Origin of the sequence: Candidatus Binatus sp. (assembly GCF_036567905.1) — a bacterium.
Classification (GTDB): domain Bacteria; phylum Desulfobacterota; class Binatia; order Binatales; family Binataceae; genus Binatus.
In genome coordinates this window covers 117,102-141,909 of sequence record NZ_DATCTO010000035.1, presented here as the reverse complement: position 1 = coordinate 141,909, position 24,808 = coordinate 117,102, and the positions used below count along the sequence as shown (strand labels likewise).

General features: G+C 62.0%; 24 protein-coding genes and 1 riboswitch. Of the genes, 13 read left to right on the top strand and 11 right to left on the bottom strand.

Annotated elements, in window-relative coordinates; genetic code table 11:
* Positions 1-145: 145 nt before the first annotated feature.
* Complete coding sequence (locus tag VIO10_RS05570; protein WP_331960601.1) at positions 146-1,231, top strand: lytic transglycosylase domain-containing protein; 1,086 nt, start codon at positions 146-148, stop codon at positions 1,229-1,231.
* A 12-nt stretch (positions 1,232-1,243) separates the two neighbouring features.
* Here VIO10_RS05570 and VIO10_RS05565 read toward each other — a convergent pair whose 3' ends face one another.
* Positions 1,244-1,918, bottom strand: a complete 675-nt coding sequence (locus tag VIO10_RS05565; RefSeq protein ID WP_331960598.1) for a glutathione S-transferase family protein — start codon at positions 1,916-1,918, stop codon at positions 1,244-1,246.
* A gap of 88 nt (positions 1,919-2,006) precedes the next feature.
* Between VIO10_RS05565 and glnE the strand changes: the two genes are divergently transcribed.
* Entirely contained in the window at positions 2,007-5,000 is a 2,994-nt protein-coding gene (gene glnE / locus VIO10_RS05560; RefSeq protein ID WP_331960596.1) for a bifunctional [glutamate--ammonia ligase]-adenylyl-L-tyrosine phosphorylase/[glutamate--ammonia-ligase] adenylyltransferase, read from the top strand.
* A gap of 879 nt (positions 5,001-5,879) precedes the next feature.
* Here the strand turns inward: glnE and VIO10_RS05555 are convergent.
* Positions 5,880-7,979 (bottom strand): TonB-dependent receptor plug domain-containing protein, encoded by a 2,100-nt coding sequence (locus tag VIO10_RS05555; RefSeq protein WP_331960593.1) that lies wholly within the window; start codon positions 7,977-7,979, stop codon positions 5,880-5,882.
* A 136-nt stretch (positions 7,980-8,115) separates the two neighbouring features.
* A riboswitch (cobalamin riboswitch) is annotated at positions 8,116-8,276 on the bottom strand.
* 90 nt (positions 8,277-8,366) lie between these two features.
* On the opposite strand from VIO10_RS05555, the gene cobU reads away from it, so the two are divergent.
* On the top strand, positions 8,367-8,885 hold the full coding sequence (gene cobU, locus VIO10_RS05550) for a bifunctional adenosylcobinamide kinase/adenosylcobinamide-phosphate guanylyltransferase (protein ID WP_331960590.1): 519 nt from the start codon (positions 8,367-8,369) through the stop codon (positions 8,883-8,885).
* A 3-nt stretch (positions 8,886-8,888) separates the two neighbouring features.
* On the opposite strand, the gene cobS is transcribed toward cobU, so the two are convergent.
* The 5 genes from cobS to VIO10_RS05525 all read right to left on the bottom strand — a co-directional run bounded on the left by cobS (position 8,889) and on the right by VIO10_RS05525 (position 12,732).
* A complete protein-coding gene (cobS, locus tag VIO10_RS05545; RefSeq protein WP_331960588.1) occupies positions 8,889-9,683 on the bottom strand; it encodes an adenosylcobinamide-GDP ribazoletransferase in 795 nt (264 codons plus the stop codon).
* A complete protein-coding gene (gene cobT / locus VIO10_RS05540) occupies positions 9,680-10,744 on the bottom strand; it encodes a nicotinate-nucleotide--dimethylbenzimidazole phosphoribosyltransferase (protein ID WP_331960584.1) in 1,065 nt (354 codons plus the stop codon). Before cobT ends, cobS begins: the two co-directional genes overlap by 4 nt.
* Before the next feature lie 58 nt (positions 10,745-10,802).
* Positions 10,803-11,582 (bottom strand): 5,6-dimethylbenzimidazole synthase, encoded by a 780-nt coding sequence (gene bluB, locus VIO10_RS05535; RefSeq protein ID WP_331960582.1) that lies wholly within the window; start codon positions 11,580-11,582, stop codon positions 10,803-10,805.
* 64 nt (positions 11,583-11,646) lie between these two features.
* Positions 11,647-12,171, bottom strand: coding sequence for a thiol peroxidase (gene tpx / locus VIO10_RS05530; RefSeq protein WP_331960579.1), 525 nt, complete (start codon positions 12,169-12,171; stop codon positions 11,647-11,649).
* Positions 12,172-12,339: 168 nt separating this feature from the next.
* A complete protein-coding gene (locus tag VIO10_RS05525) occupies positions 12,340-12,732 on the bottom strand; it encodes an MAPEG family protein (protein WP_331960576.1) in 393 nt (130 codons plus the stop codon).
* A gap of 321 nt (positions 12,733-13,053) precedes the next feature.
* Here VIO10_RS05525 and VIO10_RS05520 point away from each other — a divergent pair, with 321 nt between their 5' ends.
* The 4 genes from VIO10_RS05520 to VIO10_RS05505 all read left to right on the top strand — a co-directional run bounded on the left by VIO10_RS05520 (position 13,054) and on the right by VIO10_RS05505 (position 16,226).
* Positions 13,054-13,881 (top strand): Crp/Fnr family transcriptional regulator, encoded by an 828-nt coding sequence (locus VIO10_RS05520; protein ID WP_331960574.1) that lies wholly within the window; start codon positions 13,054-13,056, stop codon positions 13,879-13,881.
* Entirely contained in the window at positions 13,878-14,087 is a 210-nt protein-coding gene (locus VIO10_RS05515; protein ID WP_331960571.1) for a CsbD family protein, read from the top strand. The genes VIO10_RS05520 and VIO10_RS05515 overlap by 4 nt, the downstream gene beginning before the upstream one ends.
* A 356-nt stretch (positions 14,088-14,443) precedes the next feature.
* A complete protein-coding gene (locus VIO10_RS05510) occupies positions 14,444-15,565 on the top strand; it encodes a hypothetical protein (protein ID WP_331960568.1) in 1,122 nt (373 codons plus the stop codon).
* Between the two features lie 190 nt (positions 15,566-15,755).
* Positions 15,756-16,226, top strand: a complete 471-nt coding sequence (locus tag VIO10_RS05505) for a hypothetical protein (protein ID WP_331960565.1) — start codon at positions 15,756-15,758, stop codon at positions 16,224-16,226.
* 76 nt (positions 16,227-16,302) lie between these two features.
* Here the strand turns inward: VIO10_RS05505 and VIO10_RS05500 are convergent, their stop codons facing one another.
* Complete coding sequence (locus tag VIO10_RS05500) at positions 16,303-17,226, bottom strand: IS1595 family transposase (protein ID WP_331960562.1); 924 nt, start codon at positions 17,224-17,226, stop codon at positions 16,303-16,305.
* Between the two features lie 138 nt (positions 17,227-17,364).
* Between VIO10_RS05500 and VIO10_RS05495 the strand changes: the two genes are divergently transcribed.
* Positions 17,365-17,817 (top strand): VOC family protein, encoded by a 453-nt coding sequence (locus VIO10_RS05495; protein ID WP_331960559.1) that lies wholly within the window; start codon positions 17,365-17,367, stop codon positions 17,815-17,817.
* Positions 17,818-17,835: 18 nt separating this feature from the next.
* Here VIO10_RS05495 and fabG read toward each other — a convergent pair whose 3' ends face one another.
* The 3 genes from fabG to VIO10_RS05480 all read right to left on the bottom strand — a co-directional run bounded on the left by fabG (position 17,836) and on the right by VIO10_RS05480 (position 19,669).
* A complete protein-coding gene (gene fabG, locus VIO10_RS05490) occupies positions 17,836-18,609 on the bottom strand; it encodes a 3-oxoacyl-[acyl-carrier-protein] reductase (protein ID WP_331960557.1) in 774 nt (257 codons plus the stop codon).
* 11 nt (positions 18,610-18,620) lie between these two features.
* Complete coding sequence (locus tag VIO10_RS05485; RefSeq protein ID WP_331960554.1) at positions 18,621-19,178, bottom strand: hypothetical protein; 558 nt, start codon at positions 19,176-19,178, stop codon at positions 18,621-18,623.
* Between the two features lie 86 nt (positions 19,179-19,264).
* The gene (locus VIO10_RS05480; protein WP_331960551.1) at positions 19,265-19,669 is read right to left on the bottom strand and encodes an iron-sulfur cluster assembly accessory protein; all 405 of its coding nucleotides are present in this window, start codon (positions 19,667-19,669) and stop codon (positions 19,265-19,267) included.
* Between the two features lie 145 nt (positions 19,670-19,814).
* On the opposite strand from VIO10_RS05480, the gene queG reads away from it, so the two are divergent.
* The 5 genes from queG (at position 19,815) to VIO10_RS05455 (ending at position 24,716) form a co-directional block, all read left to right on the top strand.
* On the top strand, positions 19,815-20,921 hold the full coding sequence (gene queG, locus VIO10_RS05475; RefSeq protein WP_331960548.1) for a tRNA epoxyqueuosine(34) reductase QueG: 1,107 nt from the start codon (positions 19,815-19,817) through the stop codon (positions 20,919-20,921).
* 96 nt (positions 20,922-21,017) lie between these two features.
* A complete protein-coding gene (locus VIO10_RS05470; RefSeq protein WP_331960545.1) occupies positions 21,018-21,815 on the top strand; it encodes a SirB1 family protein in 798 nt (265 codons plus the stop codon).
* A gap of 60 nt (positions 21,816-21,875) precedes the next feature.
* Positions 21,876-23,306, top strand: a complete 1,431-nt coding sequence (locus VIO10_RS05465; protein WP_331960542.1) for a LutB/LldF family L-lactate oxidation iron-sulfur protein — start codon at positions 21,876-21,878, stop codon at positions 23,304-23,306.
* Positions 23,307-23,308: 2 nt separating this feature from the next.
* Complete coding sequence (locus VIO10_RS05460) at positions 23,309-24,001, top strand: lactate utilization protein (RefSeq protein ID WP_331960539.1); 693 nt, start codon at positions 23,309-23,311, stop codon at positions 23,999-24,001.
* Positions 23,994-24,716 carry a (Fe-S)-binding protein gene (locus VIO10_RS05455; protein ID WP_331960536.1) on the top strand — a complete coding sequence of 241 codons (723 nt, stop codon included), beginning with the start codon at positions 23,994-23,996 and terminating at the stop codon, positions 24,714-24,716. Before VIO10_RS05460 ends, VIO10_RS05455 begins: the two co-directional genes overlap by 8 nt.
* The last annotated feature ends 92 nt before the right edge of the window (positions 24,717-24,808 follow it).

Sequence of the window (24,808 nt, the reverse complement as noted above, 5' to 3'; positions counted from 1 at the left end):
GATACAGTTCAAGACTAGGCGTAGGATTTATTGACTACGGGAGCTACGGGAGCTAATTCATAGAGCCTGTTCCCTGCGGGCGGCCGGTCAGCAATCGGCGCCCATCCGGGAGGGCGCGAACCGGGACTCGCGCGCGAGGAAGAAGGTGTTGTTCGAAGCGAAGTTGACGGCAAACCGAATAGTCAAAGTAACCGCAGCGTTTGCGCTTGCGATCGCGTTTGGCTTTGCGGTCCCGCCCAACGCGTCGTCGGAGACCAGACTCCCATTCCCGCGTCCCGCTTCGATCGAGCCCAACGTCGATTTCTGGGTCAATGCTTTTACCGCGTACTCGGAGCGCGACTTCGTGGTCGTCGATCGCGACAACGTGTGGCGTATCTACCGGGTGTTTCATCTTCCCGGTGACGGTCAGCCGACCCGCAGCGATATCGACTGGGCGAACAGCTACCTCAAAATAAAATATGGCGAAATTCTCAGTCGCCTCGCGACTGGGCGCGAACCTTCGGACTATGAAGAGCGTCAAGTCGCCGCGATGTTCAAGGGCGAGCCGCCGAGCGCCTACGCCGCGGCCGCGCAGAACTTGCGCGTGCAGGAAGGACTGCGCGAACAATTCCACGACGGGCTGCTGCGGAGCCGATACTACCGGCCCACGATGGAGCGGATTTTCCGGACCGCGGGGCTCCCGCCCGAGCTGGTGACGCTGGCGCATGTCGAGTCGGGCTTCTACGGCGCTTCACGATCGAGCGCGGGCGCGGTTGGGATCTGGCAGTTCACGCGTGACACCGGCAAGCATTACATGAAAATCACGCGTTATCACGACGATCGCCTCAACCCGGAGCGCGAGACGCTCGCCGCGGCCAAGCTGTTGCGATCGAACTACGAGACGCTCGGCGATTGGCCGCTGGCGATTACGGCGTACAACTACGGCACCGGCGGAGTGGCACGCGCGGCGGGAATTTACGGCGGCGACTACTCGCAAATGGTCCAGCACTACCAGGGACCGCACTTCGGCTTCGCGGTGAAAAATTATTACGCGGAATTCCTTGCCGCGTTGCAGGTGCATCGCTACGAGGGCAAGTATTTCCCGGGCATCGAGGACGAGCCGGCGATTCGGCCCGCGCCGATCAAGACCGACTTTGCGCCTAAGCGCTCCCGGAAGCGGCACGCGTCACATAATCACCAGGCGTCTTCGAAGACCCATCATTCGAAAAAGATGGTCGCGCAGAAGACCTGATCGCCGCGCCGGTCAGGCGTGTGAACTCGCCTCGGCCACCTTCGTGTGCGGGCTGATCGCGCGGTAACTTCCGCGCTCGCGCAGCCGCTTCAGATACGCATCGACTCGCGGGAACGCGTCGAGCTTCATCGCGTCGACCTCGAGCACCATCGCCAGCGCCATCAGCGGCACGTCGGCGAGCGAAAATTCTCCGCACGCGTAACCGCCCGCGCCGGCCTGGCCGAGCACGCGCTCGATAAACGGCAGATCGCGCGTTCGTAGCAGCTCGCGTCCTTGCTCCATCCCTGCCGCATTGCGCTTGGCCGGCTCGCTCCAGTAGGGCATCCAGATGGGTGGGAGGCTGCCGATCAGCATCGCCTCGTCGGCGAAGTTCTCGATCTCGCGCACGCGCATCCGGAGCTTCGGATCCGACGGCATCAGGCGCGGCGGCCCGTAACGCTCCTCGAGGTACTCGTCGATGACCGTCGAGTCGAAAATCACCAGCTCGCCGTCCTCTATGTAAGGCACCTTGCCGAGCGGATGCTTCGCGAGCATCTCGGGCGGCTTCTTCCAGAGATTTCCCGGTGGAAGATTTTCGATCCGATACGGGATGTTTTTTTCTTCGAGGACGACCTTGGTCTTGCACGCGTGGGTCGAGCGCAGCGTGCCCCACGGATAATCGCGTTCGGTGGTGTAGAGAACGATCACAGGGCGGCTCCTTCGGTGGTTATTCGGCTGCGAAAGATTTTAACATCGACAACGCGAACGGGGCCATCGCAAATGTTGCGGCGCGCGCATGGCCGCATCTGTTATCGTTTACGTGATGCGACGCAAGCACGCGCAATCCCCGCAGCTCGCGGTCCTGGCCAAAAGGTTGAGGGACAGGCTGGGCAACGATCGCCTGGCGCAGCAGGCGCTGGCCGCCGTCGAGGAGCGCGCGCCGGACGACCAGCTGGCGCTGGCGTTTTTACTCAAGCTCGCCGAAGATTCCGCCGCCGCGCTGAAAGGCGTGCTGCGCGATCGCGCCGCGGGCAGCGACCTGGTCTTTTGCCTCGGCTCATCGGAGCTGATCGCGACCGAACTGTCATTGGCCGGACCCGGGTGGGCGAAGATTTTTCTCGACGCGCGCGTCCAGACCATCGACGGGCTGGTCGCCGCGATGCGCCAGGAGCGCGCCAGGATCGACGCGCCGGACAGGCATGGCGCAGCCGCGGTGCTCGGGCGATTCATGCGCGCGACGATGGTCCAGGTGGCGATTGCCGATCTGCTCGACCGGCTGAGCGCCGGCGAAACGGCGCTGGCGATGTCGGAGCTGGCCGACCAATGCATTGGCACGGCGCTGGAACTTGCGACCGGCTTTCTGGGCGGACGCGCGGGCGAGATTGGGCGATTCTGCATCCTGGCGATGGGCAAGCTGGGCGCGCGCGAACTGAACCTCAGCTCGGACGTCGATTTGGTCTATCTTCATGCCTCGTCGGGTTCGCCGGATAGTTCCGAAGCGGCGTCGCGCCTGGGTGAATGGTTTACCGAAATTTTATCGGCGGGATGCTTTCGAATCGATCTGCGGCTTCGGCCGGGCGGCCGTTCCGCGCCGCTGGTGACGCCGATTGAAGGTGCGATCAACTATTACGAGAGCGTCGGACAGACGTGGGAACGGGCGGCACTGCTGCGCGCGCGGCCGGTCGCCGGCGCGCTCGAAATCGGGCACCAACTACGCGCGGAGCTGAATCACTTTGTGTTTCGCAGCTACCTGGATTTCGACACGCTGCGCCAGTTGCGCGCGATGAAGCGGCAGATCGAGGCGGAACTGAAAACGCCCGCGATGATCGAGCGCAACATCAAGCTCGGCCGCGGCGGAATCCGCGAGCTCGAATTCATCGTGCAAGCGCTCACCCTGATTTACGGTGGACGCGATCCCCGGCTTCGAACCGAGCAGACCGTCGGCGCGCTCGAGAAGCTCGATTCACTCGGCTATCTGCCGTCGAAACGCGCGCGCGAGCTTTCCGACGCGTACCTGTTCCTGCGCGACGTCGAGCACAAGCTGCAAATCGTCGCGGGCCTGCAAACCCACGTGTTGCCTGCCGATGATGACGGGATGCGCGCGCTTGCGGCGCGAATGGGTTTTGGCAAGGGGCCGGGAGCGCTCGAGAAATTCAGCGAGCAACTGAAATCTCATCGGGCCCTGGTTGCGACGCAATTCCGCGAGACGCTGGCCGGCGGCGAGGAAGAGTCAACGCGCTCGGTCTCCGGCGCGGCGGAATCGGCGTGGAGATCGGCGCTCGATCCGGATACCTCGACCCGCTACCTGCGCGAGCTTGGCTTTGCGCGCGCTGACGAAAGCGCGCGCCAGCTCGAGCTGCTGGCTCACGGACCCTCGCATGCCCCGACCAGTCCGCGCCGTCGCGAGTTGCTCGAGCGGCTTGGCCCGATGCTGATCGACGAGATCAGCAGGCTGCCCGATCCGGACCTGGCGCTGATGAATCTGGCCGAGTTCATCGGTGCGATCGGCGCGCGCACCTCGTTCCTGGCGTTGCTCGAACAGCATCCCGCGACCCGGCGCATCGTGCTGCGGCTGTTCGCTTCGAGCGCCTACCTCTCCACCATCTTCATCCGCCATCCCGACATGCTCGATACTCTGGTGCGCTCCGATCTCGCGGCGACGCGGCGCAGTCCGGCTGAACTGCGCGATGAGTTGGCGGGATTGATCGCGGCGAGTCCGGATTTCGAGAGCAAGCTCGACGCGCTCCGCGCATTTCGGCATCAGGAATTCCTGCGCATCGCGATCGCCGACCTGGCCGGGGATCTCGAACTGTTCGACGTCCAACGCGAACTCACGAGTCTGGCCGAAACGGTGCTGGACGAGGCGATGTCGCTCGCGCGGATTCAGACCGAGGCTCGCTTCCCGATTCCCGCCACGATGCGGCTGTGCGCGATTGCGATGGGCCGGCTCGGCGCCAGTGAAATGTCATACAACTCCGACCTCGACCTGATCTTTGTTTACGACGATCGCGCGGAAGTCGCCGCCGGCAGCCGGGAAATCGCGTCGCGAATCACGCAGAAGTTGATCGCAATCCTCGAATCGCGCACGCGCGAGGGCTACGCCTACAAGCTCGACCTGCGGCTGCGCCCGTCGGGTAACGCGGGCCCGCTGGTCACCTCGCTGGCCGGGTTTCGCGACTATCATCGACAAAGTTCAGCGGTCTGGGAGCGCCAGGCGCTGGTGCGCGCGCGGGTGATAACCGGCGACCGGGAACTGGGCCGCGAGGTCGAAGCGGCGCGCCAGGAATTCGTGTACGGCCGCGGACTGACGGCGGCCGAGGTCGGCGAAATAGCGGCGATGCGCCGGCGGATGGAGAAGGAGATCGGCGCCGAGAACAAGACGCGGCTGAACATCAAGCAGGGTCGCGGCGGCTTGGTGGACGTCGAGTTCCTTGCGCAAATGATGGCGTTGTCGCACGGCCATCGCAGCCCGGAGCTGCGCGTGCGCGACACGATGGGCTTGCTCGAGGCGCTCGACGGCCTCCACCTGCTGACGCCCGCCGACGCGGCCGTTCTCGAAGACGGCTACCGATTCTTGTCGCGCCTGGAAAATCGGCTCCGTATCGAGAGCGACCAGCCGGCCTGGGCCGTCCCGACCTCGGTGGTTGCTCTGCGCCCGCTGGCGCGCCGGATGGGATTCGAAGGGCGAAGCGGCGCGGCGCGAATGCTGGCCGAGCTGGCGCAGCGGCGCGACCGGATCCGTGCAATCTTCGAGCGATATTTTGCGGCCGAGCAGGCAAGGGGAGCTTGATGCGGGACTCTTTGCTGTCGTCACGTGAGCAATTCCGACTGGTCAATTGAGTGAAGAAAAGGCAATTCCTACCACTGGTTGTGGTCCACTTACTGGCATACCCCCATTGCTAGCTTTGTTCCGTAAAAATCAATATTCGGAAGCGGAGGTTGCCCGATGCGGAGTCATGGCGGCCGCGATTGTGATGACTGCTGTCCATAGCGGATCGGATAGCACGTCGTGGGCGGCGCGAGCAGGCTGAATAGTTCATTCCTGAACCGGGATCGTTACAGGGAGAGATAGGGTCGGATGAAGTTAACTCTCGGTCATGAAGATGTGTCGTGAGTGCCATTCGGTCCGTAAGCGAACGGAGAAGAATATGAACGTGGTAAAAACCGCAGCAATCGTGTTTGTGGTCGTAATAGGCGCAGCGCTGATCGTGGCAAGTGTAGGCGCGCAGTCGCCCTCCGCAGTGCCCACCACTAATGCTCGGGTAGGCTCCATTCCTGAAAAGCCACCTCAGTTCTGGACCGCCGATGGCGGGACTCAAGGCCAATGGACGGCGCTGCGGGAGCATTGCCGGACTGTGTTCAGCGATGTCGCGGCAATCCAAAAGATGAGCCCGGAGCAGATTAAAGCGGTGACGCCTGTTCCTTATTCGGAGTACGAAAACTGTCGCATGATCTCAGGCGCGTTCAGCGGGGCGGCTCAACCGTCCGCCGCCGGTGGCCCCGCGCCAGCGCCATCAGGAGCCGCGACACCGACCCCGATGAACACTCCGCTCCCCCCCGGAGCTTCCGGTTGGCCCTCAGTCCCTGGAACCGGATACGTCCGGTCCTCTTACGACAGGACAGTCGTTCGCGACCGAGCAGGCGATCGGCTTCTGACGCGCGCGCGGCGCTAATCGAAATCCAGCTTCACCCCCGCCAGCACGTTAATCGTCGGCGCGGGAAATCCGAACGCTTCCGAATAGTCGCGGTCCATCAGGTTCGACACGCGCGCGAAAACCTCCTCGTTGTTCACATGGCTGAGCGGGATTCCCATCGCGTACGACACGACCGCGCTGACAAGATTGTACGCGGCGTGATTCGCGATGGGTGGAACTCCGCTCACCGTGATGTCGTCGCGATCGCCGACGAAGATGTAATTGACGCTGGCCGTGATTCGATCGTTGGGGAGAAAATTCGCGCTCCGCACGTATTGCAGCAGCGCCGACGCGGTGTGCTTCGCCACCCGCAGCGGACGCGGCGGGGTCAAAAACGCCTTGGCGAAGTTGAGCGGCGCATCTTTATGCGTCTCGTCGAGCACGGTCACGTTGCCGCTCAGCGTCAGTCCCTTGACGATGGTGAGGCTCGGAACGACCTCGACGCCCTGCACGTCCACGCGCGCCGCGTTGCCCGCTTCCGCACCGAAAAGACACGACGGGCCGTACTTGCATGGCACGGTGACAATCAGGTTGTGCACGCGGCGCGAGAAGTAGGTCGCGGTCAGAGAGGCGCGCTCGCCGAAGTTGGTGGTGAATCCGCCGTCGTACTCGCTGGAAATCTCGGGCTGCAGATTGGGATTGCCGTAGTTCGGGTAGTACAGCTCGTTGAATGCGGGCGCGCGAAAACCTTCGCTGTAGCTGCCGCGCAAGGTGGTCGAGATTTTTGTAATCGGAATCGCGACCGACCACGCGGGGCTGACCTCCTTGCCGAACTGGCTGTTGCCATCGACGCGAAATCCGCCGGTGACGAGAAGGTGGCCGTCGAGGAAACTGCCCTCCTGCTCGAGGTATCCCGCGTATTCCTGGCGGCGCGCGTGGAATGTGGTCGTTCCCGCCCCGAACGGAGACACGGGCTCGCAAAAGGTGCAGGAGCTGCCCGAGCGGACCCATCGATCCTTGAAATCGAAGCCGGCCACCGTGCGAAAGCCTTCTGTCCAAGTGTAGATCGCCTCGGCGAGGCCGCCGCGAGTCTCGTCGGGAATCGAATCCGTCTCGAAATAGGGTGCTCCGAAAACCTTGCCTGCCGGAAATGGCGGCGCGTTCAGGCGCAGGTCCTGGCGCACGAAAAACGCGCTCGCGCGCACCATCAGGTTTTCGCCGAAGTGATGCTCGACCTCGCCCTTGAACAGCATGAACTCGTTGCGGTCGTGCGCCGTCGGATCGAGCGGCACGCCATCAAACACCAGAAAATTGGGCAGGCTCACGTTCGACGCGCTATAGCGCGCAAAGCCGCGGATCACGGTGTCGTCGCCGAGATGGTAATCGAGCCGAGACGAGAGCGAGAGGTTGTCCGAGTTGTCGTTGACCGGACGAAACCCCTCGGTCGAGAAGTACGACACCGCGCCCGAGTAATGGAGATTTCCGTCGGCGCCGCTGACGGTGGCGACCTGCTGGCTGGTCGCGCGATTGCCGCCCGCTGAAACCAGGCTCGCTGTCGGAGCGCCCTCGCCCTCCCGCGAGAGCACATTGACGACGCCGCCGATCGCCTGCGAGCCGTACAACGAACCGCCCGCGCCGCGCAAAACCTCGATGCGATCGAGATTGTCGGTCGTCAGGTTGGCCAGGTCGAAGCCGCCGGTCGCGCCCGAGTTGACTTCGACCCCGTCGACAAGGATCAGCGTCTGTGCCGAGGTCGCGCCGCGAATCGATACGTCGGTGACCGAGCCGGGCGAGCCGCTCTGGGTGACCTGCAGGCCGGGCACCTGGCGGAGCACGTCGCCGACCCGGTCGATTTTCTGCTCCTGGATTTGCGGGTCTTCGACGACCGTGATCGTGGTACCGATGTCGGCGATCGGCTGCTCGATCCTGGTTGCGGTGACGACCACCGGATTGAGCTTCTGCGCCTCCTGTTTCTTGGGCGGCGTCGCCGGCGGCGCGGCCTTCGGCTTTGCCGGCGCGGACTTGGTCTGAGTTTGCGCCGGCGACGGCGCCGACGCAGGCTCCTGGGCCCGCGCGATCGGCGCGAACAGCGATATCGCAACTATTGTCGACAGGATCCAACTAGAAAACTGCATGAACTCCCTCCGAGCTCAAAGGCTGCCGGCGCGCGGGGGAGCGGTCGGGCAACAAAAAAGAAAAACCCGACGCCTCGCGATTCGAGGGATCGGGCTTCAGGAAAACCGTGCCTGAGGCCACCCTCCCCGCGGAAGGCAGACAGTTAATGACCCGGCCGGTCTCCTGGCTTGGGGTTCGTCCTCGGGCCCGCCTTCCCGCCTAAGCGGTGGCATGATAGGCCGTCGTCCCCCCACACAGTTGCGGGGCAGCGCCGGATTTTAACCGGCTTCCCGAGCACCGGGTGCGACGCAGAACTTATGCGCGGCGCGGTTCGCAGTCAAGGCGAGTTCGCGCAGAGCGGAAATTTTCGTCACGCGCGACGCGATCGTGTACGCTTGGTGATTCGCATGGGCACGGTAACGCTAATCACCGGCGGCGCTCGAAGCGGCAAGAGTATGCAGGCGTTGAAGCTTGCGCTCCCATATCAACGCAGATTCTTCGTCGCGACCGGGCAGGCGCTCGATGAAGAAATGACGGCGCGAATCGAATTTCATCAAACGACGCGACCGCCGGACTTTCAGACCGTCGAAGAGCCGGTCCAGGTGGTCGCCGCGCTCGAGCGGCTCGGCGATCGCGCGGACCTGGTAGTGCTCGATTGCCTGACGCTATGGATATCCAACCTGATGCAGCGCCGCGAGATGGACGGGACCATTCTCGCGGAGGCGGACAAGCTGGCGGCGGCGCTGAAGGATGCGTCGTTCGCGAGCATCGTCGTGACCGATGAAGTTGGAGCGGGAATCGTGCCGACGGATCACGCGGCGTCGCGCCGTTTTCGCGATCTGCTGGGATGGACCAATCAGAAAGTCGCGGCCGTCGCGGAGCAGGCGCTGCTGATGGTCGCGGGATATCCGCTCAAACTGAAGTGAGCGTCACGATGCCATCGTGATGAGGACCGCAATCTCGACCAGCTCGCCGCACGCGCCGATCAAGTCACCCGTCACTCCTCCCAGCCATCGCCGGTAGAACCAGCGCATCTTGAACACGATTACTATTGCGACCGCGGTGACAAGAGCGACCGCGCGCAACGCACCCAGCATCGGCACAACGGCGAGTGTGAAAATCGCGACGAAGACAGCGCGGGAGCCCAGGCTTTTGCTTTGGTTGCCGAGCAGCGTCGATCCTGAGCCGCAGGAGCGCAGATAGACCAATCCCGAGGCGACCAGGAGCATCGCCCAACGCGCGAGCATCGGCGCCAGCAGCAGAGCGGCGTATCGGCGCTGACCCGCCAGAGTCGAGAGCGCGAGGATTTTGAGCGTCAAATCGAAGAAAATTGCGCTCGCGCCGAAAGTCCCGACGCGGCTGTCGCGGAGAATCTCGAGCGCGCGCTCGCGATCGCGTCCCGCGCCGAGCGCGTCGGCCGTGTCCGCCAATCCGTCGAGATGAATCGCGCCGGTGACGACGGTGAGAGAGACGATGATGAGAACCGAGCGAATCACCTGCGCAAAGACGTGAGCGAGCAGCCAATCCTCGGCGGTGAGCGCGGCGCCGAGAACGAAACCGACAATCGGGAACCATGCGAACGATGCCGCGACGGCGTCCTTGGATGCGCGACGGCGATCGATCACCGGCACAATGGTAAGGAAGCTGATTGCGAGCCGCAGTTCCGTAAAGAAGCCGCTCGCGAGCATGGCGTCGCCGGCCGGCGCGCTCGCGTCGTCGCTCATCGCACTTTGCCGGAGACGCCCGCGCCCGCGAACGTCGCCATGTTGTGGAACAAGTCGAGCGCGGATTCGATCACGTTCATCGCGAGTGCGGCGCCGGTGCCTTCGCCCAATCTGAGGTCGAGATCGAGAATGGGACGGAGCTTGAAGTGCTCGAGCGCGAGCGCATGGCCGCCCTCGGAGGAGCGATGGCTGAAAAAGAGATGATCGAACAATCCCGGATGAATCTTCTCCGCGACCGCGGCGGCCGCCGTCGCGATGAAACCGTCAACCACGATCGGGACATTGAGTGCGGCGCCGCCGATGCACACCCCGGCCATCGCAGCGATCTCGAAACCGCCGAGCGCAGCCAGCATCGACTGGCCCGACGCCGTCGCCGCGCGATGCAGCTCGAGCGCGCGCACGACCACTTCGATCTTGCGGCGCACGCCGGCGTCATCGAGTCCGGTGCCTCGCCCCACCATCGAGTCCGGCGGGATCGCGGTTAGCGCCGAAAGGATCGCGGCGGCTGGCGTACTGTTCGCGATTCCCATCTCGCCGATGCCGATCAACGTCGCTCCGCTATCGGCGAGCCCGCGGGCGATGTCGATTCCCACTTCGAGCGCACGCGTCGTATCCTCCGGCGTCATCGCCGGGCCGTCGAGGAAGTTGCGAGTGCCGGCGCCGACGCGCCGATAAGTCACGCCCTTAAGCGGCTCGGTGCTGGTATCGATCTTGACGCCGACATCGACGACTTTGAGCGGGTAACCGAAGCGGCGCGCGAGCACGCTGATTGCGGCGCCGCCGGCGGCGATGTTGCGGAGCATCTCGGCCGTGACGGCCTGCGGGAATGCGCTGACGCCCTCGTCCGCGACGCCGTGATCGGCGACGAAGACGGCAATCGCACCGCGTCCGGACTTTACCGATTCGTCGTGGCGGATTGCGGCGTAGCGGCGCACGAGTTCTTCGAGATGGCCAAGACTGCGGGGCGGCTTGGTCAGGGAGTTCAGACGCGCGTCGGCGGCCCACGCCGCTTCGTTGTCGAGCGGGAGGATCGAGGCGATAGTTTGGTCGAGCAAAGACATGGCCGCGTGATCGCATCACGCCCCGCTCCAGCCCGCAAGCAGTGCTGTGGCTGCGAATTCAGTCGCGCGAGGGCGGTCGGTCAGGTGAATCTTCGGGAAAGATCGCGAGCCAGATGGAATGGTCGTCGATCTTCCTGAGCAGCGAATCGGCGGCGGTCGAGCTTCGCTCGCTCGCGTCGCTCCACGAATCGAAGTGAATCAGGGAGCGCGGCGGCAATCGATCGGCCCATTGTGCGCTGGCGAGTACGGGGCGGTCGGGAAACGCGCGGACGTAGCCGAGGCATAGATAGGCGATGGGAATGACGTCATCCGGGATGCCGAAAATTTCGGCGAGCGCGTCGTTGCGCATGATGCTGACCCATCCCATCCCCAGGCCCTCGGCGCGCGCCGTGAGCCAAAGATTTTCGACCGCCAGACACGCCGAGTAAATCTCGACATCGCGGATGCTGGTCTTGCCGAGCACGGCGGGACCGAAGCGATTGGGCTTGCAGGTGACGATCAGGTTGAGCGGAGCTTCGAGGATGCCTTCGAGCTTGAGCGAGAGATATTTTTCGCGGCGCTCGCCGCTGAACTGAGCCGCGTTTTTTTGGCGCTCGTTTTCAAAAATATCCTTCACCCGGCGGCGCCGCTCGAGGCTGCGCACGACGATGAAGTCCCACGGCTGCGTGAAGCCGACGCTGGCGGCATGATGGGCCGCGGTCAGCACGCGCGCCAGGACATCGTCGGGAATAGGATCGGAAATGAACTCCCGGATGTCGCGGCGGCGGAAGATCGCCTCGTAGAGGCCGCGCTTGAGCGCGTCGGTGAAGGCGTGGCGATTGGGCGCATCGGCCGGCATGAGGAAGAATATCTATCACGGGCGGACGCGTCTGTGACACGTCCGCCCGCGGGATGAATCGCAGTCAGGCTGCGGCGGCTTTCCTGGCCGCTTCCAGCGCAGCTTCGAAGTTGGGCTGCTCGGCGACTTCCTTGACGTATTCGACGTAGGTGACCTTGTCGTTCTTATCCACCACGAAAACGCAGCGCGCGAGCAGATGCAGCTCCTTGATCAACGTGCCGTAGCCGGTGCCGAAACTCGCGCTGCGCCAGTCGCTGAGCGTGGTGATCTTGTCCACGCCGGCCGCGCCGCACCATCGCGCCTGCGCAAACGGCAGATCCATCGAGATGGTGAGAATCTGGACGTCGCCGGGCAGCTTGCTCGCTTCCACGTTGAAGCGGCGCGTCTCGGCGTCGCAGACTGGAGTGTCGAGCGAGGGGACGCTGGAGATGATTTTGACCTTGCCCTTGAACTGGTCGAGCGTCGCGGGCTGCATCCCCTTGCCGACGACGTTGAAGTTGGGTGCCTTTTGTCCGACCTTGATTTCGGGGCCGACCAGGGTCATCGGGTTTCCCCGCATCGTAACGGCGCCTTTGCGTTCTTCCGCCATAAGCGAATTCTCCTTGATGATGAATCAAAAATGGAATCGTGAACTTAGAGACTTTAGCCGCGGCGCCCGCCGGGGTAAAGCAGCGGGCAGGGGCCCCGGTCCCTGCACCTGTGTAAGGAGAAACCTCCAACTCCTCGCCATTTGAGGCGCCGGAAAAATCGAAGTTTGTTAGAGGGCTTTGATTGCGATTCCGATCAAGCTGCCCAGCACGAGGATGGCGTTGATCACGGCGGTGGCGATTGCGCCAGGCGCGCGCTTGGCCGGCGCGCTCAAGTAGCCCAAGGCGTAGATGATCCGCGCGATCACGAACAACAATCCGAGTGCGACGCCGAAGTGATAGTTCACCGACAGCGAGAAAATCCACAATGCCGGGATGAAGACGATCAGACTCTCGAGCGTGTTCATATGCACACGGAAGTGCCGCTCGAAGTCGGGATTGCCGGTGGTGGCGGGCGCCTCGACGCCATATTTATGTCGCGCTTGTCCAACCATCAGGCCGAGTATCGAGTATTCGAGCAACGCCAGCAGCGTCACTATCTCGAGTCCCTGATTTCCGTACATATGCATCATACCTCCGCGTATGGTTGTCGCGCTGCCGGCCGCTCGGATGAAAAGAAGCTACTCGCGCGGGCGGCGAAGCGCGAGAGCGGAAACGCTCGTGGGAATGGCCCCGGAGATTTCGGAGCCGGGGGTCCTCGGCTCATTTTCTTTCCGCCACGGGTGCAGGGGTTGGGCCGTGCTCCGGAGTGAAAAACCGGGCGTGGACTTGGCACAAGTAGCGCGTTTGGCGTATAAGGAAATCTGAATCGTGGTCAATATGAAATAAGGCAATCTGGACCAACTCTCGATAAGCGCCTTGGTTAGTTGCTGGAGGAAGGGAAAATGGACGGACAGAAAAACGCGCCTCACACCGACCTCGATTTGTTGAATCGGTTGAAACCCTTGTCGTTTCTCTCGCCCGACGCATTGCAAGAGCTTGCGAGCGGCCTCAATTCAGCAAACTTCAGAAGGCGCGAGGTTATCCTTTCTGAAGAGGCGCTCGCGGCAGGTGTCAATATTCTGTTAAGGGGCGTGGCGAAGATCACTTGCCTGAGCCAGGCTGGCCAGCGTGTAACCATAGCTTTACTTGCGCCCGGTCCAATCCCCCAGTTTGTTTCTCTCCCAGCCAACCGGCGGGACTTTCGCTGCGAGGCTCATGGCGAATGCAGAGTCGGCAGTCTGAGCTGGGACCAATTCGACGTCATTACCAGGACGGTGCCCCAATCTGCCTTAAGAAAATTTTACGATGACAATCTGATGCCATGGTATCGGTTCTTCGCAGGGGGCCTCGACCTTCGCGAGCGTCTCCTGGTTACGCTTCTTCAATTATGTTCGGACTTCGGAGTCACAGAGTCACGCGGCACCCTTTTGCGAGTCTCCATCAGCCAAAAGGACCTGGCCGGTCTGGTGGGCGCGTCGCGACCCAGAGTCACCGAACATTTGGCCGAGTTCGTGCGTGAGCATCTGCTTATCCGTCAAGGTCGGCAAATGATTGTGCGCTTGGACAAGATCGAGAGTTCAACCGGCATTCCAGCGGCTAAAGCGAATTACTCGTACGCAAAGGCTGGCGCACAACCACATTTATCGAAGCAGGGCCAACCCTATAGTCCAGGTTTGTTCGCAGCGATGGCTTCCGGATATCGCACGGCTACTATGGCGCAGGTTAAATGAGCCTGCTGAACATCGTGCCAATCATCGAGGAGTACAGTCTAATGAGCGGAACGAGCGACAAGATCAAAGGCCGTGTGAAAGAAGCAGTTGGTGTTTTGACGGATGACAAGCGTCTGAAGAAGGAAGGGAAGCTTGACCAAGCCACCGGCAAGATTAAGAAGACCGTGGAGCGCGTGGTCGACAAGGCAAAGAATGCTGTGAAATAGGTTCGCGAAAAAATCGCGCATTCTCCCGGCTAGTACGGTAACTAGAACAGATTCCATGCCGGAGTGGCCATCATGAAGAGGATAGTGAAGTACAATCCAACTTCATGACCATCGCGGTCATCACAACCCAAATAGGTACCTCGGGTGTCGGATGCAAGGTCGAAATCCATAATGTTGAAGCTCGATCGGGTAGAGCTATGGCTATGCGAACTTGAAGCCAACCGCCGGCCCATTTGTCGGCGCAGGTCAGACCCGCACCGATCAATCGGAGGCGGCAGCGCCGATCGGCGTGTGCCGAGCCCGCGCAGGAATGGTCGAGGGAAATAGCCGTCAAACAGCCGGAGGAGGACAAGCAAATGTCGCGCTCAAGAATAAAGCAGACAAAAGCGATTGCATGGTTCGGCGCGGTCCTGTTTGCACTTGCGATCGCTACAAGCGCCGCGGCGCAGGTCACGGTCCAGTTTGGGGGGCCGCAGGTGCCCGGCTTCTCGAACTACTATCCCTGGTTCAACGATGTCCCGCAGTATCAACCAGACCAAAGCTTTCGTTGGTTTCTGGCAAATCATCCGAACGTCGCGCGAGAACTCGCGCGGAATCCGGGGCTGCTCTACAATGCCAATTGGCGCAGGCAGCATCCCCAGTTGGAGCAGTACCTGGCGAACCATCCTTACGTATGGCAGGCCCTTAACAATGAATACTGGTCAACGGGACCGGCCGAAACACAATGGGGCGACTATGACGACCAGCACCAATGGCGCGATGCCTACTGGTGGCATCAGAACAATCCCGACTGGTTCTATAACAATCACCCCGATTGGATCTCGCTCAACTCACGCTGGCCCGATCGTGATGGCGCCTACGACCAGCAGCACGTATGGCGCTATAAACAATGGTGGTACAACAAGGATCCAAATTGGGTGAAGACTAATCATCCCGATTGGCTCAGGCAACGCCAGAATTGGACCAACCAAGCGACGCAGCAGCAGAACCAGCAACGTGAGGCAGCGCGCGAGCAACAGCAGCGGAACCTTCAGCAGCAACAGGCGGCACACGAACGAGATCAGCAGAACCAACAGCAGGACCAGCAACGTCAGGCCGCGCGCGAGCAACAGCAGCGGAACCTTCAGCAGCAACAGGCGGCGCACGAACGAGATCAGCAGAACCAACAGCAGGACCAGCAACGTCAGGCCGCGCGTGAGCAACAGCAGCGGAACCTTCAGCAGCAACAGGCGGCACACGAACCAGATCAGCAGAACCAACAGCAGAACCAGCAACGTCAGGCCGCGCGTGAGCAACAGCAGCGGAACCCTAAGCAGCAACAGGCGGCGCAACCGCAAGACCAGCGCAATCAGCAACAGCAAGCGGTACGCGAGCAGAAACAGAAACCGGAGCAGGCGACCACCCGTCAAGAGCATCAGCAGCAGCCGCAGGGTCAGCAACAGGGCAAGCAGCACGGGAACGGCACTGACAAACCGTAGTCGTTGTTAAATGGAGCAATGCTGGGAAGTCCGCCGAGCCGAGGGACCCCGGATCTTCCTTCCCCTTTACCCCTTCTAACAGGCGAGTATCCGGAAGTTGACGGATAGCCGTGTCTCCGGTACTCTCGGATAGGTCGGGTCAATGCGAAGAAAGACCCGATACTACGCAACAAGGGTGGGCGCTCTTTTGATGATCGTGGCCGATACGCTCAGGCGCGCTTTTCAGAGACACGACGCTTTCGACTACACGATGTTGATAGTCGAAGTGCTGGTTTTGGCCTTAATCGGCGGCGAAATCGCGTACCACATCGTACGAAGCTTCAAAATACGGCGGAGAAAGAAGCGACTGCTTGATGACCTACGGAAAGGCCAGTTATTGCTCGCTAAAGCGCCGCGCTCACCGATAGGTCGAGAACATCCGAGCCGAGAAGAGATGGATGCATGGATTCAACTCGTACACGTTTGGACAATCGACACGGAACGGCGGCTTCGTAGCTATTCCACAGAAGCGCTTGCCGCGTTCATTCATGATCCGGGGGCGATTCTGACGCCGGTCGCGTTGAATGACCTTCATAGCTACCAGCACGGAACCTACATTTCCCTGCAACGCTATCTAAACAACCTGCGCGACATAATCGAAAAGTCGGATGTCTATCTTTAGGGAAAGCGCAACTCCAATTGCTCCGGTTCGCTGGCGACGTTCTCAGATAGCTGAGACGGTCGCCAGTTCCCACGTCTCAGCACCCTGCTATCGCCTTCCCAAAGATGTCTGGTTCGTGGCGATTGTTGAACCGGAAACTGAACTCCGCCAGATACAGCGGCAGGTATTTCTTGCTGACGTTGTGGTACGTGCCGACCACGCCGCGTTTGAGCAGCGACCAGAACGATTCCATGTTGTTCGTGTGGACTTCGCCGCGCACGTATTCACCCTTACTGTGCTTTACGACTTCATGCGGCATCGCCCACTTAAGCAGCCGGTAGCCGGAGTGTTCATCGGTCGCGACCAGATCAACTTTGTCGCTGACAGTCTTGCGGACGAATCGTGTCAGCGTTTCAGTATCGGTGTTCTCGATCATCTTGCAGACCACGTTTCCCTTGCGCGAGATCGCGCCGATGACCGGAATTTTGCCATAGGTCCCGCTTCCGCCGACTTTCTTATTCCAGTGGCGATTTCCTTCTTTGCCGCCGATATATGTTTCGTCGATTTCGACGATGCCCATGAGCTGACGGAACTCCGGATCGTTCATCGCGGCGCGCAAACGATGGCACATGTAGAAGGCCGTGCTGTACGAACCGGAACCGATCATCCGCTGGATTTGAAGCGCGCTGATTCCCTTTTTGCTGGTCAGCATCAAGTAGAGAACGTGAAACCATACGCGCAGAGGGTATTTCGTGTTCTCGAAGATCGTCTTGACCGTCAGGGAAAATCGGTAGGCGTTACCCTTGCGGCATTCAGGATTGGAGCATTCCCAGTGCCACGGCTTCGCAATCGAATAGACGTGATCCTGTTTGCCGCAACGCGGGCAAACCGCGCCGTTCGGCCAGCGCCGCTGAGCGAGATACGTGCGACAAGAATCCTCATCGGGAAACATCCGCTCAAACTGGCCGATGGTCATTTGCGGCGTGAACTTTGGGTTGTGCTTGTCGCGTTTCGTGTTCATAAAAACACGATAGCGCAATCCTACTTATCCGTCAAGTACCGCATACTCGCCTTCTAACAGGGGCCGGGGCCTCGTAACCTTTCGCAGGCGCGACGGTTTATACTGTCAGCACCCGCATCCAGAGGAACTGGCACGCTTATGGCATCGAAACTCTGGCGCACACCAACCGTCGTTCCCGCCCTTGCGTACGAAGATGTACCCGCGGCCGTCGAATTCCTTACTCGCACATTCGGCTTTCGCGAGCGAGCCGGCGCGCGTCTAACCGGCGATGGGTTCGTGCTGGCCTGGATGGAAGTTGGCGACGGCCTCATCTCGCTCGGCACGGCCGGCGGACACGGCCGCCAGAGCCCGCGGATAGCAGGCACGCTAACTCAGTCGGTGAAGGTGTACGTTGACGGCATCGATCGCCACTTCGCGCGGGCCAAGGCGGCCGGCGCCTTCATCATCTCCGAGCCCGACGACAAATTCTGGGGCGGGCGCATTTACGAGGCACGGGACATCGAGGGCCACTACTGGGAATTTTCCGAGCGCGATCGCGAGCTCGATTCCTCCGCATGGAAACTCCCGCCGGGCATCAAGATGGGCGCGTAACGCTCGCCCGCGTCCCCCTCACATTGCGAGGCCGCCGTCCACCTGGATCACTGCGCCGGTGATATATGACGCCGCATCCGACAGCAGAAATGCGGCCATCGGCGCCACGTCCTCGACCTTGCCGAAGCGGCCGAGCGGAATCATCGCGAGCGCCTGCGTGCGATTCTCCTCGGGCATGGCAGCCGTCATGTCGGTCTCGATAAATCCGAGCGCGAGCGCGTTGACGCGAACGCCGAGCCGCCCTACTTCTTTCGCGACCGATTTTGTAAGCCCGATCAATCCGGCCTTCGCCGCCGAATAGTTCGCCTGACCCGGGATCCCGACAATCCCGCTGACCGAGGTGATGTTCAGGATCGATCCGCGCTTCGCTTTCATCATCATGAACGCCGCCGCGCGCGCGAAATTAAACGCGCCGGTCAAATTGACCCGGATGACCTCGCTCCAATCCTCTTCCGACATCATCACGAATACTTTGTCGCGCGTCATGCCCGCGTTGTTGACCAGCCCGTCGATTTGCCCGAATTCCTTCTTGGTCGCGTTGACCATCTCGCGCACGTTCTTCAGGTCGCCGGCATCGACCTTGTGCGCGAGCGCGTTGCCGCCAAGTTTCTCGATTTCGGCCTTCAGCTCGGCCGCATTCTGATCGCTCCTGACGTAGTTGAACGATACGTTGGCGCCGCGCCGCGCGACTTCCAGCGCGATCGCCCGGCCGATTCCGCGCGTCGCGCCGGTGACGATGATTCCGCGCCCCTCGAGATCTTTCAGCTTGAGATCCTGCACAGCTTTCTCCACCCGAACGAAGCTCAGGCCGTGTCCGCCGCGGCCATCGCGCGCTCCAGCGCCGGCCGGTACTGAGCGATGTACGACAGATAATTGTATCCGAAGATGCGCTCAAGCTCGGCGTCGTACTTCGGCGCCTCGGCGCCAAGATCCTTCGCGAGCCACGTCAGCACCATCCACTCCTCGGAGCGCGGCGCCTTGCGCAGCGCGTCGCGCCGGAGCATCACCTGGGTCGGCTTGACGGCCGCAAGATGCGCGAGCAGCGCGATCATTTCGCTCTTATTGTTCGTCATCTCGTCGCGCGCAAACAGATTTACCGAGTAGATCAACATCGTGCTGATACACGCCGACACCCGCTCGGGCGTCGCGCGATCGCAATACATCTTAAGCGGCCCCTTCGACGAAAGCGCGTAGGCAAGGAAGTCGGCGTTGGCGTAGAGAATGGTCGAGATGAACTGAATCGCGCGCGGCGATCCCGCTTCGGCCAATCGTGCGCGCATCGCGTCGAGTCCCGGCTTCGCCAGCCGCCGCATGAAGCGCCGGCGCGCCGGAGACAGCCAGTAGAGCAATCCCGCGAGCATCGGGGGTTGGGTTTAACACAGCGCCCGCTGGAATAAAAAAGGCCGCCCCAATCGGAGCGGCCTGGTAAATCAACCAGTCGTTAGTCTTACGCGCTGAAGGACGACCCGCATCCGCAAGTGCGGCTCGCGCGCGGATTGTCAAAGCGGAATCCCGCGCCGTGCAGTCCTTCGACGTAATCGAGCGTCGTGCCCGCGATATACGGCAGCGAAACCTCGTCCACGTACACCAGCACGCCGCCGAAATCCGTCACCCGATCGCCTTCTTTCAACGTGTCGAACTTCAGTGAATACTGAAACCCGGAGCATCCGCCGCCGACCACGCCGATTCGCATTCCATAGCCCGCGCCAAGACCTTCCTTCGCGTACATCTTGCGGACCATCTCGTTCGCGGTGGGCGTGAGCTTCACGTCTGGCAGCGACGCGGTATCGATTCGCTCGGCCGGCGCCGGTTCAGTGTGCCCGTGATGCTCGATATGAAGTCCTTCGGCCATTTCTGCTACAAACCTCCGGCGAGGAGCGCTTACCCGTCGATCATGCGCCTCGCCAACAAACTAATCGTAGCGCAATAGTGGAGTCAATGCATCCACCATTACCAGAGCGAAAAGCCCAGCGAAATGCTAGCGTTTTGGCATCGTCATGGATGTTTCGCGTGAAACGCTGACCCGCGCCGCCAACGAACTTGGATTCGTTTTGGTTGGATTTGCGCCGCTGCGTCAACTCAGGGAGCGCGAAAACTTTTATCGCCAATGGCTCGACGACGGCGGTCACGCGACGATGGCTTACCTGGCGCGAGAGCCCGAGCGCAGGTTCGATCCTCGGCGCCTCGATGCGCGCTACAGGTCCGTCGTGAGCATCGGCTATCCGTACGCGGCGCGCGCGATTCCCAAGGTCGATTGGCGCGGCGAGCTGCGCGGCAGAATCGCGGCATACGCGCTTGGCCGCGACTATCACGACGTTGTGGGCCGGCGAGCGCGCGCGGTAGCCGAAGTGATTTCGCAAATTCGTCCCGGCTCGATCGCGCGCGCGTATGTGGACACCGGTCCGGTGTTCGAGCGCGAATGGGCGGTGGATGCGCGGCTGGGATGGTTCGGCAAGAACACGATGATCCTGAATCGCGGCCATGGTTCGTATTTTTTTCTCGCCGAGATTTTCACCGACGCGGAATTCGAGGCGACGATGGAGCCTTACCGCGAACATTGCGGGACATGCCGGCGATGCCTGGACTTGTGTCCGACCGGGGCGCTTGCCGACGGTTACGTGATGCGCTCGGATTTGTGCATCTCGTATCAGACGATAGAAAACCGCGGCGCGATTGCGCGCGAGTTGCGGCCCAAGCTCGGCAACTGGATCTTCGGCTGCGACATTTGCAACGACGTTTGTCCATGGAACGATCTGGCGGCTGACGACGGCTCGACCGATCTTGTCCCGCGTTTGCCCGAGCTGTTGGCGCTCAACGACGAGGAGTTCGGGCGCCGCTTTACCAAGAGCGCGGTGAAGCGCGCCAAGCGGCGCGGGTTGCTGCGCAACGTCGCGGTCGCGCTCGGCAACACGCGAAATCCCGACGCGGTGACGCCACTGGCGCGCTCGCTGGAGACCGAGCCCGAGCCATTGATCCGCTCGCACGCCGCATGGGCGCTGGGACAGATTGGAGCGAGTGCTGCGCGCCGCGCACTCGAGCGCGCGCTTGGCGACTGCGACGCGGCGGTGCGCGAAGAGGCGGCGGCGGCGCTCGAGACAAACTGAACAAACCGATGGCGGGCGCTTGTCAAAGCATTTGCGCAAGGCGAGACTGTTACGAACGGTGCCCGCCCGATGAACGATGCACGGCGAGAATTTGCGATGCTTGCGGCGAAAGAGCCGGTGCCACTGGCGCGCGGCGCGCTGCTGATCGCGAAAGAAGAATATCCCGAGCTTGACATCGAAGAATACCTGGACAAGCTGGCGACGCTGGCGCGTGAAGCCGAACCAATCGTCCGCGCGGGCGAGGACACGGTGGAACGGGTCCAGTTGCTCTCGCATTTTCTATTCGAGCTGAAGGGCTTCGAGGGCAACGCCGAGAACTACAACGATCCGCGCAACTCATTTCTGAACGACGTGATCAATCGGCGCCTGGGAATTCCGATCACGCTTTCGGTGGTGTATCTGGAAGTGGGCCGCCGGCTCGGTCTCAACCTCTACGGGGTCTCGTTCCCGACGCATTTCCTGGTCAAGGCGGTGGACGAGCGCGGCGAACTGCTCATCGATCCATTCGTCGGCGGAAAGATTCTGGCGCTCGACGAGATTCGCGCGCGCCTGACGCAAATTTACGGACAGCCGGTGGAATTGAATCCCGCGATGCTGAAGCAGCGCGGCGCGCGCCATATCCTGGCGCGGATGCTTCGCAACCTGAAGATCATTTACCTGGGGGCGTCGGAGTGGACGCGCGCGCTGGCGGCGCTGGATCGGATTATCATGCTGGAACCGCGCGCGCTCGACGAGCTGGTGGAACGCGGCGGCCTGTTCGAGCGGCTGGAATGCTTCAAGCCGGCGCTCGAAGACTTCCAGAGTCTTCTTTCGCAGGCGCCCGAGCATCCCGCGGCCGAGGCGGCGCGCGAAGCGGTGCTGCGCCTGATTCGCCAGGTTGCGCTGATAAACTGAAGTTGCGCTGATAAACTTACGCCGCGCCGATCGAGCGACAACCAACGCGCGACACCCCAGATGGCTGAATTTCCAAAAGCCCGCGATTTCTTCGAGTCGAGCCGCGCCGCCGTCGGCGACCATGAGTTGCGGCGCAAGCTCGAAAACGCCAGCGCGCGGCATCTCGATCACTTCGCCGAAGTGAAGGCGGAGTTCCCGGCGTACGACGACGAGCGCGACGCGGCGCATCGAATCAAGACCGACGCGATTGCGCATCTCGACGAATTGCTAATCGAACTGACGTCGAAGCTCGAAGCGCGCGGATGCAAGGTGTTCTTCGCCCAGGATGCGGCGGATGCGCGCGACTATATAGTCGAACTGGCGAAGCGGCGCGGCGCGAAGACCGTCGTCAAGGGCAAGTCGATGACGACGGAGGAGATCGAGCTCAATGGCGCGCTCGAACGCGCGGGAATCGACGCGGTCGAGACCGACCTTGGCGAGTACATCGTGCAGCTTCGCGGCGAGCGCCCGTCGCACATCATCACGCCCGCGATTCATCTGTCCAAGGAGGACATCGGGCAGCTTTTCACCGACAAGTTCGGCATCGAGTACACGGCGGAGCCTGAAAAACTCACGGCCGAAGCGCGCTCGCGATTGCGCGCGATTTTTCTGAACGCGGATTTCGGAGTTACCGGCGTCAATTTTGCGATCGCGGAAACCGGCACGCTCGTCATCGTCGAGAACGAAGGCAACGGGCGGCTGTCGAGCACGATGCCGGAGACGTTCGTCGCCGTGATGGGGATCGAGAAGGTCATCGCGCGGCTCGAAGACCTGAGCCACTTCCTGGAGATCCTCGCGCGCACCGCGACCGGGCAGAAGCTCACGACCTACACCAGTTTCATCACGGGGCCGCGGCGCGAGGGCGAACTCGACGGGCCGGGCGAGATGCACGTGGTGATCCTGGACAACGGACGCAGCTCGATGATTGCGGATCCGGTTCTGCGCGAGGCGTTGAATTGCATCCGATGCGGTGCGTGCCTGAACGTATGCCCGATCTACAGGCGCATCGGCGGCCACGCGTATCGCTCGGTCTATCCGGGACCGATCGGATCGATCATCAGCCCCAATCTTTTCGGCAGCGCCGCGGGATACCTGCCGTTTGCGTCGACGCTGTGCGGCGCGTGCAAGGATATCTGTCCCGTAAAGATCGACATCCCGCGAATCCTGCTCCATTTGCGCTGGAAAGAAAGCACCGGCGAGCATCCAATCCGATGGCCGCGCGCGATAGAGCGGGCGCGCCGCGGCGCGCGGCGGTTTGCGAAGATGGCGCGGCATCCGCGGACCGTTCGAGCGCTTGGAAACTTCGCCGCGATGGTGCTGAAACCGTTCGCGCACAATGGTTATCTGCGCCGGATGCCGGGACCGTTCGGCAACTGGACGAAGTATCGCGACTTTCCGCGGCCGCGTCCGCATAAGCGCTCCGCGCCCGCGCCGGAGCGCCCGCCGAGCTGAACGTGGCCGAGATTCACAAAATAATCGCGAGCCTAAAGGACGCGCTCGGCGTTGGCGCGCGGAGCAACTCGCAGGCCGAGGCCGCGAGCGCACCGGTGCCCGTGGCGCAGTCGGCGCATCGCGCGGCGCTCGCATCGACGTTCGCGCGCGAGCTCGAAGCGGTCGGCGGCAAGTTCCTCGGAATACTCACTCCGGCCGAAGTGACTAATCGAATAGTCACTCTAGCCGGCGAGATCGGCGCGAAGACGGTTGCGCTTGGACAAGGCGTCGAGAGCGACATGGAGGAAATTGGCGAGGCGCTCGAACGCGCGGATTTCAGGATCGTTCGCACCATCCCGGTGGCGGACACCGAGCGCGCCGCGATGCGCGAGCGGGTGGCCAATGCCGACATGGGGATTGCGGAGGCGGACTTCGCGATCGCCTCGACCGGCACGCTGGCGGTAGTGTCAACCGGGGATCGGCCGAGTTCGCTGACGCTGCTGCCGCCGGCGAGCCTGGTGATCGTTCAGATCGATCGCGTGATGGCAAATCTGGCGGCGGTGCTCGCCGAGTTGGGCGCCGGCGGCGTCGCGGCGAATCGATTGACGCTGATCACGGGCCCGAGCCGAACCGCGGATATCGAGAAGCGAATCGTGCTCGGCGTGCATGGCCCCAAATCGATCCACGTGATCGTGGTGTGGCCCCGCGATGACTGAAGTCCAACTATTCTCGACCTGCCTCGCCGAGGAATTTTTTCCCGAAGTCAACGACGCGGCGGCGACGGTGCTCGAGCGGCTGCGGCTGAAGGTGACGCCGGTTCGCGGCGCGTTCTGTTGCGGCCAGGTCGCTTTCAATGAGGGTTTCCGCGACGAGGCGCTCGATCTTGCGCGCCGCTTTCTGAACTCGGTCGAGCCGGGCATTCCGATTGTCGTGCCTTCGGGCTCATGCACGAGCATGCTGAAGATCTTTTACGGCGACTTGCTCGCGGACGATCCCGCCCTGTCAGCCAAAGCAACGGCGATTCGGCCGTGGGTATTTGAGCTGTCGCAGTTCATCGTCAACGTGCTGAAGGTGAAGTACATCGGCGCGCGCTACGAGCGGGCGGTCGCGTATCATCCGTCGTGTCATCTGATGCGCGAGTTGGGCGTGCGCAATGAACCGATGACGCTGCTGAGTGCGGTGGCCGGAATCAGAATTTGCGAGCTGCGCGATCGAGAGGAGTGCTGCGGCTTCGGCGGGATGTTCTCGGTGAAGTTCCCGCATATCTCGGCCTCGATGCTCGAGGACAAGATGGCGCGCATCAAGGAGAGCGGCGCCGAGGTCGTGGTCGCCAACGATTGCGGATGCCTGATGCAGATCGGCGGGGGATTAAGCCGCGCGGGCGAGAAGATCGAAGTACGTCATCTGGCGGAAGTGCTGGCCGCGAGGTGAGGCAGGGGTGACCCCTGCACCCAGTGAAAAGTGAAAAGTGAAAAGTGAAGATGCGGGCTTCGCCCTGTTAGAAGGGTAAGGGGGAGCGGCAG

Bases quoted from the DNA above. Each gene is read 5' to 3' on its own strand.
- tpx (WP_331960579.1), bottom strand. From the start codon at position 12,171: ATGGCGGAAGAACGCAAAGGCGCCGTTACGATGCGGGGAAACCCGATG.
- VIO10_RS05465 (WP_331960542.1), top strand. From the start codon at position 21,876: ATGGCTGAATTTCCAAAAGCCCGCGATTTCTTCGAGTCGAGCCGCGCC.
- glnE (WP_331960596.1), top strand. From the start codon at position 2,007: ATGGCCGCATCTGTTATCGTTTACGTGATGCGACGCAAGCACGCGCAA.
- queG (WP_331960548.1), top strand. From the start codon at position 19,815: ATGGATGTTTCGCGTGAAACGCTGACCCGCGCCGCCAACGAACTTGGA.
- VIO10_RS05505 (WP_331960565.1), top strand. From the start codon at position 15,756: ATGATCGTGGCCGATACGCTCAGGCGCGCTTTTCAGAGACACGACGCT.
- VIO10_RS05500 (WP_331960562.1), bottom strand. From the start codon at position 17,226: ATGAACACGAAACGCGACAAGCACAACCCAAAGTTCACGCCGCAAATG.
- bluB (WP_331960582.1), bottom strand. From the start codon at position 11,582: ATGCCGGCCGATGCGCCCAATCGCCACGCCTTCACCGACGCGCTCAAG.
- VIO10_RS05555 (WP_331960593.1), bottom strand. From the start codon at position 7,979: ATGCAGTTTTCTAGTTGGATCCTGTCGACAATAGTTGCGATATCGCTG.
- cobS (WP_331960588.1), bottom strand. From the start codon at position 9,683: ATGAGCGACGACGCGAGCGCGCCGGCCGGCGACGCCATGCTCGCGAGC.
- VIO10_RS05515 (WP_331960571.1), top strand. From the start codon at position 13,878: ATGAGCCTGCTGAACATCGTGCCAATCATCGAGGAGTACAGTCTAATG.
- VIO10_RS05455 (WP_331960536.1), top strand. From the start codon at position 23,994: ATGACTGAAGTCCAACTATTCTCGACCTGCCTCGCCGAGGAATTTTTT.
- VIO10_RS05470 (WP_331960545.1), top strand. From the start codon at position 21,018: ATGCTTGCGGCGAAAGAGCCGGTGCCACTGGCGCGCGGCGCGCTGCTG.
- VIO10_RS05480 (WP_331960551.1), bottom strand. From the start codon at position 19,669: ATGGCCGAAGGACTTCATATCGAGCATCACGGGCACACTGAACCGGCG.
- VIO10_RS05520 (WP_331960574.1), top strand. From the start codon at position 13,054: ATGGACGGACAGAAAAACGCGCCTCACACCGACCTCGATTTGTTGAAT.
- VIO10_RS05485 (WP_331960554.1), bottom strand. From the start codon at position 19,178: ATGCTCGCGGGATTGCTCTACTGGCTGTCTCCGGCGCGCCGGCGCTTC.
- VIO10_RS05495 (WP_331960559.1), top strand. From the start codon at position 17,365: ATGGCATCGAAACTCTGGCGCACACCAACCGTCGTTCCCGCCCTTGCG.
- cobU (WP_331960590.1), top strand. From the start codon at position 8,367: ATGGGCACGGTAACGCTAATCACCGGCGGCGCTCGAAGCGGCAAGAGT.
- VIO10_RS05525 (WP_331960576.1), bottom strand. From the start codon at position 12,732: ATGTACGGAAATCAGGGACTCGAGATAGTGACGCTGCTGGCGTTGCTC.
- VIO10_RS05510 (WP_331960568.1), top strand. From the start codon at position 14,444: ATGTCGCGCTCAAGAATAAAGCAGACAAAAGCGATTGCATGGTTCGGC.
- cobT (WP_331960584.1), bottom strand. From the start codon at position 10,744: ATGTCTTTGCTCGACCAAACTATCGCCTCGATCCTCCCGCTCGACAAC.